At 49.7% G+C, this 12900-nt stretch carries 9 protein-coding genes; 7 read left to right on the top strand and 2 right to left on the bottom strand.

The window, feature by feature from the left end; genetic code table 11:
• Positions 1 to 13: 13 nt before the first annotated feature.
• The gene (locus tag L6H70_RS24100; protein WP_236336716.1) at positions 14 to 1054 is read right to left on the bottom strand and encodes a PocR ligand-binding domain-containing protein; all 1041 of its coding nucleotides are present in this window, start codon (positions 1052 to 1054) and stop codon (positions 14 to 16) included.
• A 251-nt stretch (positions 1055 to 1305) separates the two neighbouring features.
• Between L6H70_RS24100 and L6H70_RS24095 the strand changes: the two genes are divergently transcribed.
• Both L6H70_RS24095 and dhaK read left to right on the top strand, forming a co-directional pair.
• Entirely contained in the window at positions 1306 to 2442 is a 1137-nt protein-coding gene (locus L6H70_RS24095; RefSeq protein ID WP_236336715.1) for a glycerol dehydrogenase, read from the top strand.
• A gap of 1 nt (position 2443) precedes the next feature.
• The gene (gene dhaK / locus L6H70_RS24090) at positions 2444 to 4204 is read left to right on the top strand and encodes a dihydroxyacetone kinase subunit DhaK (RefSeq protein ID WP_236336714.1); all 1761 of its coding nucleotides are present in this window, start codon (positions 2444 to 2446) and stop codon (positions 4202 to 4204) included.
• An 82-nt stretch (positions 4205 to 4286) separates the two neighbouring features.
• On the opposite strand, the gene L6H70_RS24085 is transcribed toward dhaK, so the two are convergent.
• Positions 4287 to 5915 carry a histidine kinase N-terminal 7TM domain-containing diguanylate cyclase gene (locus tag L6H70_RS24085; protein WP_236336854.1) on the bottom strand — a complete coding sequence of 543 codons (1629 nt, stop codon included), beginning with the start codon at positions 5913 to 5915 and terminating at the stop codon, positions 4287 to 4289.
• 180 nt (positions 5916 to 6095) lie between these two features.
• Here L6H70_RS24085 and hprK point away from each other — a divergent pair, with 180 nt between their 5' ends.
• From hprK to L6H70_RS24060, 5 genes are all read left to right on the top strand, one after another.
• Positions 6096 to 7013: an HPr(Ser) kinase/phosphatase gene (gene hprK, locus L6H70_RS24080; protein ID WP_236336713.1), complete on the top strand. Its 918-nt coding sequence runs from the start codon at positions 6096 to 6098 to the stop codon at positions 7011 to 7013.
• 323 nt (positions 7014 to 7336) lie between these two features.
• Positions 7337 to 9073: a sensor histidine kinase gene (locus L6H70_RS24075; protein WP_236336712.1), complete on the top strand. Its 1737-nt coding sequence runs from the start codon at positions 7337 to 7339 to the stop codon at positions 9071 to 9073.
• Positions 9074 to 9077: 4 nt separating this feature from the next.
• Positions 9078 to 10658: a response regulator gene (locus L6H70_RS24070; RefSeq protein ID WP_341482759.1), complete on the top strand. Its 1581-nt coding sequence runs from the start codon at positions 9078 to 9080 to the stop codon at positions 10656 to 10658.
• Between the two features lie 367 nt (positions 10659 to 11025).
• Positions 11026 to 11946 (top strand): ABC transporter permease, encoded by a 921-nt coding sequence (locus L6H70_RS24065; protein WP_206102513.1) that lies wholly within the window; start codon positions 11026 to 11028, stop codon positions 11944 to 11946.
• 39 nt (positions 11947 to 11985) lie between these two features.
• Positions 11986 to 12867: a carbohydrate ABC transporter permease gene (locus tag L6H70_RS24060; protein ID WP_236336710.1), complete on the top strand. Its 882-nt coding sequence runs from the start codon at positions 11986 to 11988 to the stop codon at positions 12865 to 12867.
• Positions 12868 to 12900 lie beyond the last annotated feature (33 nt).

The raw sequence follows: 12900 nt of genomic DNA, 5'->3' as shown, positions 1-12900 counted from the left end.
CGATATCATGTATTCATTGTTGTCTATCCCTATACATAGTCCGGTACACGGCAGGCGTGAGGTGTTCAAACTTTTTGAATGTCTTAATGAAGTAGCCGGCATCACAGAAGCCTAACGTGTCGCTGATCTGATTGACGGGCTGATCGGTTGTCTCCAGGAGCTGCTTGGCCCACTCGATCTTCAGCCGCGGAGCGAAGGTGGAGAAGTTCTCCCCGGTCTCCTTGGTGAAGATCCGGCTGAAATAGCTTGGGCTGATATGGCATTGTTTGGCCATGTCATTCAGGGTTATATTCTTATGCTTATGCTGATAGAAATAATCAAAGGCAGGCTGCAGCAGCGGATTGGATGACCGGAACTGCATCACGCTAAGCTCCTTAATCGAATGTTCCACCAGCGTATGGGACAGCTCGCTTTGCATCGCCTGAAGATGGCCGTAGACCTGATTGGAGGCAGGAGCAAAGTCGATGGCGGGTGAGGCCGGTTCCCTGAGCAGCGTTTTTTTGTACATCTGGATCGTCGTATTCTTCGAGATGGCTTCACCTACAACATAATTGCACAAGTGAAATAACATATCTGCGGTGGTCGATACTTCTTCATAGGATAGGGTAGGCAAAGACGCATATTCCGCTTCAAGCGCCTTGAACTTGTTCTCCGTATCGGCACTCGGTGGCCGTGAGACCAATTGCTCCAGCTGCTGGCCGGAATCACGGAGCCGGATCTGTCCGGCCATGACCGCTCCGATGTATTGATTATCAATGATGATCGGGATGGCAATATCGACAATGTTGAAATGGCATTGATAGATATAAGGTGAATTGAGCCTTACCGCTTCAAGGCCGCCCCGGGCATCACATTTCTGGCAGTACTGGGACAGCACGTCATCCTTCCTCACTCCCTGGCAGAAGGGCTGGCAGTAGCTGTGCTTGCTGACGGGAATACCTTTATAGTTAACGGTAATAATCGCCATCTTGGTGACGAGCGCGAGGGAGTCCTGCAGCACATGCCATTTCTCCAGGTCGATAATATTCTCCAGATTGAACAGCGGATTGCTCATGGTTGTCCTCCTTAAATAGCGAAAGCATAGGGATTTAGGAAACAGAGTGCAAGATTATACTATTGGATAAGTATATAACAAGAAAACACAATGTGAAAACGCTTAATTTAGTGGGGATAGTACAGTGCTTATGGATATTGGGCAGACTATACTTGACCTATATTAGGAATTAATGCTTACGAGGCCAGTTTTGCTGCAAAGTTATATCAAAAAGAAGCGGATCTTCCGCAAAACTTTTAGGAGGAGTTCAGATGAGAAAAGCCTTTATCAGCCCAACTAAATATGTGCAAGGTGAGGATGAACTGTTCAACCTCGGTTACTTTGTGCAGACCTTCGGCAATTCAGCACTTCTTATCGCCCACCCGGATGACGTGAAGCGTGTGCAGGCGAAGCTTGATTTTACCGCCGATAAATTCAAGATCACGCTCGTAGAGAGCAACTTCCGGGGCGAATGCTCCCGCGAAGAGGTCGCGCGCCTCAAGGAGCTGGCTCGGGAAAATTCCTGTTCCTGTACCATCGGCCTCGGGGGAGGCAAGGCGATTGATACGGCGAAATGCGTAGCCGAAGGCGAAGCCTTGATAATCGTGCCGACGATCGCGGCGACCGATGCGCCGACAAGCCATTCCGCAGTTCTGTACACACCAGAGGGACAATTCGATGACTATGCTTATTTCAAGCAAAGCCCCAGTGTGGTCATGATCGATACAACGGTGATTGCAAATGCGCCAACAAGATTTCTCGTATCCGGGATGGGAGATGCGCTCTCGACTTATTTCGAAGCCCGGGCGACTTCAAATTCTTACTCTAATGTCAACGCTGGCCTGCCTTGCGGTGTACGCGAGGGCGTGTGCGGACCTGCTAAAGGAACAAATACGGCACTTGTGCTGGCGAAGTTCTGCTATGAAACTTTACTCAAAGACGGATTAAATGCCAAGGTGGCGAGCGACTGCAATCAGGTCACTCCTGCGCTGGAGAATATTATAGAAACCAATATCCTGTTATCAGGCCTAGGGTTCGAAAGCGGCGGACTTGCTGCTGCCCATGCGATTCATAACGGTCTGACCTCGCTTGAGGGTACACACCACTATTACCATGGCGAGAAGGTGGCCTTCAGTACTATCGCCCAACTGGTGCTTGAGAATGCTGCCGGCAGCGAGCTGAACGAGGTACTGGAATTCTGTATCTCTGTGGGTCTTCCAGTCTGCCTGGCAGACATTGGAGTGGACAGCATTTCGCCTGAAGAGCTGCTGAATGTGGCGCAGAAAGCCTGCATTGCGGAAGAGTCGATTCATTCGATGCCATTCCCGGTCACTGCAGAAGCTGTTGCCGCAGCCATTCGGGTAGCAGACCAGTTAGGCCGGAACTACAAGCTGGCCAAGGGGGTATAAGATGAAGAAAATCATAAATACACCGGAGACAATGGTACGGGAGATGTGCAGCGGGCTGGTGCTGGCCCATCCAAGCCTTGCGTTCAACAGCAAGTACAAAGTCATCACGAAGAAGCAGTTAAATCCGGACAAAGTGACGTTAATCAGCGGCGGGGGAAGCGGACATGAACCTGCCCATGCCGGATTCGTCGGAAAAGGGATGCTGGATGCCGCAGTCTGCGGCGATATCTTCGCATCTCCCTCCCAAATTCAGGTGTACCAGGCGATCCGCTCTACGGCGGGGCAGAAGGGAACCCTGTTAATTATCAAAAATTACAGCGGCGATATGATGAATTTCAAGAATGCCGCGTTTCTGGCGGGCGAAGACGGCATAGAGGTCGATTATGTGAAGGTCGATGATGATATTGCCGTGGAAGACAGCCTCTACACCGTCGGCAAAAGAGGGGTGGCCGGTACGGTCCTGGTGCATAAAATCGCTGGGGCGGCAGCAGAGCGGGGAATGTCCCTGCGGGAGGTGAAGGAAGCGGCCCAAAAGGCAATTGATCATACCCGGAGCATCGGCTTTGCCTTCACTTCCTGCACGGTTCCGGCCAAGGGAACGCCTACCTTCAAGCTTGAGGAGAATGAAATGGAATATGGGGTCGGCATTCACGGTGAGCCGGGTATCCGCAGAGAGCCTGTCGTAACAGCCGACGAGCTGGCAGGCAGAATGGTCTCCGCCTTACTGGAGAGCCTGGACGCAAGCGGAGACAAGGTCCGGGAGGTTACCGTACTCGTCAACGGATTCGGCGGCACCCCGCTTCAGGAGCTGTATCTGCTGAGCAACTCGGTCGTCCGTGAACTGGATGCCAGACAAATTACAGTACATAACGTACTGGCTGGCAATTTCATGACCAGCATCGATATGGCAGGGGCCTCCCTGTCGCTGATGAAGCTGGATGATCAGCTCAAGGAGCTGCTTGCAGACGAGTGTCATACCCCTGCCTTGTTCCTACAAGGACCGTTCGAACCGGTAAAATATACAGAGGCCGTCAGGGAGCCGGAACAGGAGCAGGCGGTATCCTTTACCTGTGAGACGGATGCGGATTATGCCACGATTGCAGGAGATAAGCTGACCCTGAACAATCTGGTGTACGGCATAGATAAAATGAGTGAAATCATTATTCAGAATGAGATTCCGTTCTGTGAGCTGGATGCCCATGCCGGAGACGGTGACTTTGGAATGAGTGTCGCCAAAGGGTTCAAGCAATTAAAGACAGAATGGAAAGAGATTACGGAGAAGCATATTTCGGATATCGGAAGCTTCCTGGATGCCTGCTCGCTGGTTATTATGGAGCATTGCGGCGGGGCTTCCGGCCCTATTTGGGGTTCTGGCTTCCGGGCTGCGGGCAAATATGCCGGAGCCAGAAGCGAATTATCGATGCAGGAGTTCGCTGAGATGATAGCTGCCGTAGTCAAAGGCATCCAGGACACCGGAGAAAGAGCATTTGGCAGAGGGGCTGTGGTGGGTGACAAGACGCTCATCGATGCGCTGGTTCCTTACGCCGAATCGTGGAAGAACAGTGCCCTGCAGGGCGAAGATTTCCGCACGGCTTCGGGCAAGGCGGCGGCTGCCGCTGTGGAAGGAGCCAAGCAGACCGAAACGATCGTGGCCCGGATGGGCAGAGCGGGTACCGTCGGCGAGCGGAGTATCGGTTACCCCGATGCCGGCGCTTATGCGCTGGGCGTGATTTTCACCGGGCTTTCAGAAGCCATGCACTAGCACGGGGGCTTATCAGGCTTCAATAAAAGAGTGAAGACCAGTTCAGCGGCGGAATACTCCCGCCCGGAACTGGTCTTTCTCTTTACCCCTTAACCGGAACAATCCGGTTGCGGCCTTGATGTTTCGCGGCATAGAGGGCCTGGTCAACTGTTTTGAACAAGTCACTCAGGTAGGCGGAAGCCTCTTTGGGCTGCCGGGCCTTGAAATCACGGACACTTAGCAGACCCATGCTGATGGTAACCGACACCGGATGGTCTATGTTGTCGATACTCATTTTATTGGATTCGATATTGGATCTGAGCTGCTCCGCTATCGCAAGCGCTTGGGCCTCATCCGTACCGGGTAAATAGATAATGAATTCCTCTCCGCCGTAGCGGGCCAGAATATCATCCTGCCGCAGCGTTTGCTGGAGAACCTCGACTGTCCCGCAAATCACCGCATCCCCGGCTAAGTGACCGTAACGGTCATTCACCGCTTTGAAGAAATCGATATCGATTAGGATCAGTGCAGACGGGAGTGCATAATCCCGGCTCCGGTTAACTTCCTTCTCTAACTGCTGTGTCAGATAATGACGGTTATAGCATCCTGTCAGGCTGTCGGTAATGGCCATTTTCATAAGCTTGCGGTTGGTCTGAAATAGCTCCTCCTGTATCTTGATTAAGGATTCATTTCTTTCCTGCAGAATGGTATTCTGATGATTAGTCTCATTAATGAGCCGGCGGAGCTCTGTGATATTCTGGAAGGTGATGATCCGCCCAACCCTGACTGCACTGACTTTAATAGGCGCGACTTGAATACTGATGTATAATCCGCTGTCCGGATGCAGAAATTCAATCTCAGCGCTCTCATCGGGCTGTTTCAGATATTTATGCAGAAAGAGTTCAGCTTGATCTGCACTGTCCGGCAGGATGACTCTCATATCGAACCGGTCACCGGTCTTCAGCACCGAGAAGGGGTGAAGCGCCTGATTAATCTCTACCACCCGCTCCTGGTCGTCAAGCACGAGTATTCCGTATTCCATCGTATCAATAATGTCCTGATGGGCGATGGTCACAATATCAAATACTTTATCCTGTCGGATGGTAATCAGAAAGAAAATGGCGGATATCACTATGCCCAGAGAAGTGAATCCTGGAATAACCGGCAGATAATCATCGAGGACAACATTCAGGAAGATATCGAGCAGAAGAAATACAGTCACCGCAAGGATCCCTTTAAGCATGTACATGACCTGGTTTTTTATCCGGTCTGCCTGGTCAGAGATGAGCGCTACATATAGAATATATAAGGAAACAATGGCGTGGATAATGAGGATGGAAATATTGATCCAGAAAATAGGGCCATAGATTCTTTCGACATATCCACCGTTAACCGGAAGAACAAACCAGCCGTTCGGATTCAGCACCACACCGAGCGAGGAGATGGAGGCCGGGATAAACAGGAGCATCAATAATTTCCGCTTTAGAAATTGGGTTTGGCCGGAGATCAGAATGATGAAAAAAATCCAGCCTGTAGTCAGCATAGCAGCATCCACGAAGGCAAGCTTTACATAAAACAGCTGATAGACCGGATTATCGACGGTTTTGATCGCGAACTGGCAGTAAGGCCACAGCATCATGGAAAAGTGAAAGGCTAAATATACTTTGTGCAATCTCGTAACCGTGACAGAAGCAAATATGTATATGAATAATAAGAATAAAATGAAGCACATGATTAAATCAACGCAGGATCCCAAACTCAATACGCTACACCTTCTTGCTATTATTGGTAATTATGAAGCTTTATGGGTCTAAAGTCTTATATATTGATTTTAATATATAATCAGCATGGTTAGAATACAAGCTATTTAGGGGAATCATGAAAAAAGAGAAGGCGCAGGAGGAGAACAATTATGAAGTCGATCACTGTTCAAAGTCTTACTGAGAAATTTCATTTAGAAGTGCTTGCTGGAGCCAGCCGTATGGACCGCACGATTACCCGCCCGCGGACGCATAGACCGGGCCTGGAGTTTGTCGGGTATTTTGATTTCTTCCCTATGGAACGGGTGCAGGTGCTCGGCCGCAAGGAAATTAACTATTTATTGACGCTAAGCGTAGAGGACCGCATGCTGCATATCGGAAACATTGTCAAATATCATCCGCCCTGCTTCATTGTAACGACAGGGCAGCAGGAAATTCCCTATCTGACCCACTTCTGCGATCAAGAGGGCATTCCCCTGCTGCGGACGCCGGAGACGACGACAGAATTTATTGCCAAGCTGGACAGCTATCTGGTGAAGACACTCGCGCCTGAGCTGTCGATTCACGGGGTATGTGTTAATGTGTCGGGCATCGGCATCCTGCTGCGGGGCAAGTCCGGCATCGGTAAAAGCGAAACCGCGCATACGCTTATTGGCAGAGGCCACCGGTTCGTAGCAGACGATATTGTCGTGCTTAAAAAGCTGGGCCCGGCTACGCTGCTGGGAACCCATAATGAGACCACACGCGAGTTCCTGGCCCTGCGGAGTATAGGCCTGATTAATGTTGTACGCCAATACGGCCGCACGGCATTTCAGGACGAAACCCGGATCGTCCTGGACATTGAACTATGCCCGTGGCAGGAGAATTCCCTGAACAATGAACTGGAGCAGGTGACTCAGTTTAGCGAATATCTTGGGGTCCGCATCCCGCATATTGAGATTCAACTTCAGCCGGGACGCGACATCGCCGGACTGATCGAGGCTGCAGCCAACAACTGGTATCTCAAGCAGCTCGGCTACAGCGCCGTGGAAGAGTTCATGAAGCGGATTGAGGAAGGAATGCAGCCATAACCGGAGGATGTGGGGTTTATTGTCGCTTTCGTAAACCTCCATTATACATGTGAATAAACATATAGGGAAAAGTGATGGAGGGGAATTTTGGAACTGGAGGAGCGGTAGCGTCCGCCTTTGTCTTCAGATTTCTACCGCTAGTAGCGGTTAAAATCTAGAAATCTGAAGATGGGCAGCGGCCGGAAGTCCAAACATTCTCTGTAGTCACGGCCAATCCCAAAATAGAAAGCTCACAAGTTTAATATAGTAACCGCTTTCAGTTCGTTGTAGAATGGATGAAACTAAAAGGTGTGCCATTAACACGGAAATAAGGGAGCATGACGATGGAGAGGTTCTTGTCCAGTAAAAAGTATATCCCGTTCACCTACAAGATGATGATCCCGTATCTCATTCTTGTACTTCTGACAGATATGCTGGTTGGTTATATTGCATATACGATGCTCGTCGAGTCCAGAACCGAAATGGCAGAAACGAATGTACGGACGGCCCTGAAACAGACAAGAAACAATATCGAATACCAGACCGATGAAATCAAACGGATGAGTAATTCGCTGTTTCTCAATACGAATTTTCAGAATGCGCTGCAGTTTAGGGGAGAGCCTCTGGAGAATATGCTCAAAATGCGGGATGATATCGTTCCTTATATGAAGGCTCCTCTGCAATTATACGGGAACAAGCTGAGACTTGCGCTATATGCCGTAAATGAGTCGATGCTGGAAATTACCGGGGATGAAATGTCGGCGCCCATCGGCAGAAGTGATTATTATGTGCTGCCCCTCCGGGCTATTGAGAATACGGAATGGTTCAATTCGCTTGTTGCGAATAATAAAGACAGCGTCTGGCTGCAGGCGGACAGCGACCGCGGACTGGGCAACATTTCGTATTTCCGCAAGCTGGTTGCTTCAAACGCAGCCCCGGCTGTTATCGGGTATATCCGGGTTACCGCGAGAATTGACGAGCTGTTCGGCAGTTTCGATACCTTTCCGGTTGACCAGGGTCTGGATCTGCGCCTGATTGACCGGGCTAGCGGACTGACGCTGTACGAGCGGGGTGCAGTGGACAAGCAGGCCAAGCAGGATGCCTATTTAATCATTAGTGAAGATATTTCGTTATCGGGCTACGTCATCGAGGCACGGGTACCGCACACCTATCTGAACAAGGATGCGAGCCGGATGCAGAAAGTGATCACTACCGTGTGCGCTATCAGCTTTTTAGTGATGGCGGTGATCGGCTTCCTGGTTGCCCGCATATCCGGCAAGAAAATTAAGCGGATCGTCTATTTGGCCCGCTCCTTTCAGGAAGGGAACTTTTACAAACGGATCGGGTTCCCGGGGAATGATGAATTTGTTTATATTGCGAACAGCTTTAATCAGATGGCGGCAAGCATCCAGGAGCTGATCCATAACGTCTATGTGCAGGGGATCCAGAAAAAGCAGGCGGAGCTGGATGTGCTGCAGGCCCAGATCAGCCCGCATTTCTTATACAATACGTTGTCGACCATCGGTAGTCTGGCTAACCTGGGCGAAGTCGAGAAGGTGACGCAGATGGTACAGGGGCTGTCGAAATTTTACCGGCTTACCTTGAACGAAGGCCAGGTGTACATCTCGCTTGAAAAAGAGCTGGAGCAGGTGAGAATGTATCTGGAAATCCAGAGAGTCAAATATGCGGACGCTTTCGAGGTCTATTATGATATTGATCCGGAAATTTTACAGGTTCCGATTATCAAGCTGATCCTGCAGCCGTTTGTGGAAAATATATTCAAGCACGCCTGGTTCGGGGAGACGATCGCTATCCGGATTACAGGAAAGCGGCTTGGTGACCGCATCGAACTCAAGGTGATTGATAACGGGATCGGCATGCGGCCGGATACGCTGCGAAAAATGCGTTCGAGCACGTTCCAGACGGGAAGCTATGGCCTGAAAAACGTGGAGGAACGGATCAAGCTGAGATACGGCAATGATTTTGGGATGCAGATCGGCAGCTATTTTGGCGCAGGAACAACCGTGCAGATTATTTTACCGGTGGAGAATGCAGAAATACGTGAAGTGATGGGGGAGTAAGTGTATGGCAATGGAAATAAATATTCTGCTGGTGGATGACGAGGCTATCGATCTGGAATGGCTCAGGCGTCGCGTCGCGGGCAGCGAACATTTGCCTTTGCATAGTGTCAGAACGGCGACAAGCGGCTTTGCCGCATTGAAATTGATGGAGCAGCACCGGATTGACATTATTCTCTCCGATATCCGCATGCCAATCATGACGGGGGTGGAATTTGCGCGGAAAGCAAAAGAGCTGAATCCTGAGGTGGAAATTGTTTTTATCAGCGGACATCAGGACTTCAGCTATGCCAGAGAGGCAATTCAATTGAATGCATCCGATTATCTGCTCAAGCCTGTGGGTGACGATGAGCTTAATGAGATGCTGTCCAGACTCTGTTCCAAGATCAAGCAGGAGAGGGAGCAGAATATATCCTTATCCGAAACGCTGTCGCTGGTCAATCAGGAGCTGCTGCTGCGCTGGTTCAATGAGTCTGCCCCGGGGCAGGTGGAGGCGCATGTTCATAGTGTGCTAACGTCTTACTTACAAGGCGCGTCGGCGGTCGCCATCATTGAGATCGACGATATGGCCTGGAAACTGAAAGGCTGGAGTGAAGAAGAGCGGAGCGCATGGAGCAGCAGTGCCAGCCAGTTCATCCGCAGTTTCGCCCAGGAGCATAATCTGGGTATGGTGATCATGACCTATGATTATCACTTTGTGATCTTGGCTGCGGTACAGGAACAGCATTTCAACGCCTTGCTGGGAGAGCTGATCCGGGCGTTTTATCAGCAGTTTTCCTGCTCCATTACAATTGGAAGAGGGATGTACACCACAGAAGCGGTCAAGCTGCATGATTCCTACCGGCAGGCCCAGGCTGCTCTCAGCATTAAATGGATTGTCGGCAAAAACCGGCTCATCCAGGATGCCTCGGAGTGGCACCCGAAGGAGAGAATCGCGCCAGATTTAGAGGAAATTGTGGACCGGATGCTTAAGGCTATGCTCGACTATGATCTGACCACTGTAGACGATTGTCTGCTGCAGCTTTTTGCCGGGGACAGCCCGCTCTCCCAGAAAAACGAGATTTACGATATTATTATCCGGATTACCTCCAAGCTCCATGCCGATCTGCGGCAAATGAATGAGCATTTGTACGAGATTCTGAATTGGGAATCCCATCAGCCGTTTGTGCTGTTCCAGTTCGAAACGGTGCATGATATCCTGTCCTGGCTGCGGAGAAGATTCTTCGAACTGTCGGAGCGGCTGTATTTGAAGCGCCAGCGGCAGAAGCGGAAGCTGATCGATGAAATCACCGAATATGTGAAGGACAGACTGGACCAAAAGATCACCTTAAACGAGGTCGCCGCCCATTTCGACTTCACCCCCAACTATCTGGGCCATTTGTTCAAGGTGGAAACAAACAGCCTGTTCAGCGACTTCGTCGGTGAACTCCGCATGAAACGGGTATGTGAGCTGCTGCAGGATCCGACAAAAAAGGTGTATGAGATTGCAGAGCAGGCCGGGTATAAAAATATCATTTATTTCAACCGGCAGTTCAAGCAGCATATGGGAATGTCGCCCGGTGAGTACCGGAAGAAACATAAAATTTGAAGCGGTTCGAAGCGGCCCCTGTTCCGGATGGAACAGGGGTTTGTATTTTTACTATATAGATTGAACTTGAGGAGATACATGTAGGGAATAGTGGCGGAAGAGAAGTTTGGAACTGTAGGAGCGGTAGCGTCCGCCTTTGTCTGCGGATTTCAACCGTGGAAACGGTATTAATCAAGAAATCTGCAGACAACAGCGGCCGGAAGTCCAAACATTCTCTGTAGTCACGGCCAATCCCAAAATGAAAAGATCACAAGTTCACTCTTTATAGTAAATCGTTGAATTAGTATTAGGTTTAGTTGTTTCGCTGAATTATCCTGCCGCCCGCCCACTCTTATAATAGACATATAGAGAAGAGAGGGGTGCAGAAATGAAAGGGCATACATTCTGGAGCGATTTGAAAAATTACAAGGTTCTCTTACTGATGCTGGCACCGGCAGTTGCATTTTTTCTCCTGTTTGCTTATATCCCGATGGCGGGTATCGTAATTGCCTTTAAGAAATATGATTACGCCGGAGGGATCTTCGGAAGCGCCTGGAACGGGCTGGATAATTTCCGCTTTTTCTTTGAATCAGGGGATGCCTGGAGGGTCACACGAAATACGGCACTATACAACATTGCGTTTATTACCGTGAATAACGTTTTGCAGATCTTTGCCGCGATTATGCTGTTCGAGGTCGGGGGCAAATGGTTCCGCAAAATCACGCAATCGGCGTTGTTTCTGCCTTATTTTATCTCCTGGGTCGTTGTCGGCGCGATTGCCTATAACCTGCTCAACTATGATATCGGCACAGTGAATGCGCTGCTTCGGGGCCTCGGCCTTGAGCCTGTCGATATTTACAATACACCGGCCTACTGGCCATACATTCTGGTAATCGTAGCTGCCTGGAAGAGTCTTGGATATGGTACAGTAATGTACCTGGCCGCGATTTCAGGGATCGATACCGAGATGTACGAAGCGGCCGAAATTGACGGCGCTAACATTTTCCAGCGGATCCTGAAAGTAACGATACCGAATCTGTATCCGACGATTATTATTCTGGTGCTGCTGGCGGTCGGGAACATTTTCCGCGGAGATTTCGGGATGTTCTACAACATGGTCGGCAACAACGGGCTGTTGTTCTCTTCGACAGACGTTATCGATACCTTCGTATTCAGATCGCTGATTACTTCCAATGATATAGGAATGTCGGCTGCGGCTGGCGTGTTCCAATCGGTGCTCGGATTCGTGACAATCATGACTGTAAACTACGCTGTCCGCAAGTACGACAAAGACCGCGCCCTTTTCTAAGCCGCATAAAGTTTAGTTTTCTATAATGGAGGTAACGATATGAAGCAGCTTGATCGTAAAATATTTTCAGGCATTGGTTATGTATCCCTGATCATACTCGCAGTTTTATGTATCTTCCCGTTTATTCTTGTCGTATCTTCATCCCTTACTGAAGAAACGAAGATCGTAACGGATGGCTACCAGTTTATACCGACGGCCTTCTCTACCGAGGCTTATAGCATTCTGTTCAAATACCCGCAGGAAATGATAAATGCCTACCTGGTAACCATTGGGGTTACGATAACCGGTACGCTGCTGGGCCTGTTTCTGACATCGATGACTGCTTATGTACTGTGCCGTAAAGATTTCAAATGGCGTAATAAGTTTTCATTCTTCTTCTTCTTTACAACGCTGTTTAGCGGCGGGCTGGTTCCGTGGTACCTGCTCATTGTCAACTACCTCAACCTGAAGGATACGCCAATGGCCTTAATCGTGCCGATGATGCTTAACGTCTTCTACATCATTGTTATGAAGTCGTTTATGAGCAGCATTCCGGAAGCGATTGTCGAATCGGCTAAAATTGACGGTGCGGGCGATTTCAAGATTTACCTCCGCCTGATCCTGCCGCTCTCGAAGCCGGCGCTTGCTACCATCGGATTATTCCTTGCCCTGGCTTACTGGAATGACTGGTACAATGCCCTGCTGTTTATATCCGATGAGAAGCTGATGCCGCTTCAGTATTATTTGTACAAGATGCTGGGCAATATGGATGGTATGCGTAAAGCAATGATGGGTGCCGGAGCTGTAGTAACCACTGCAATTCCGACCGAGAGTCTCAAGATGGCTATGACCGTCGTGGCAACGGGGCCGATTCTGCTGGCTTATCCATTCGTGCAGAGATACTTTGTCCAAGGTTTAACGATTGGCGCGGTGAAAGGATGAACCCGGGTATACCCGGTTTATCAATAGATTTCA

This window comes from Paenibacillus auburnensis, assembly GCF_927798115.1.
In the GTDB taxonomy this organism is placed as follows: domain Bacteria; phylum Bacillota; class Bacilli; order Paenibacillales; family Paenibacillaceae; genus Paenibacillus_AQ; species Paenibacillus_AQ auburnensis.
Note: the sequence above shows the minus strand (reverse complement) of the source record. Positions and strands in the feature narration are given on the sequence as shown.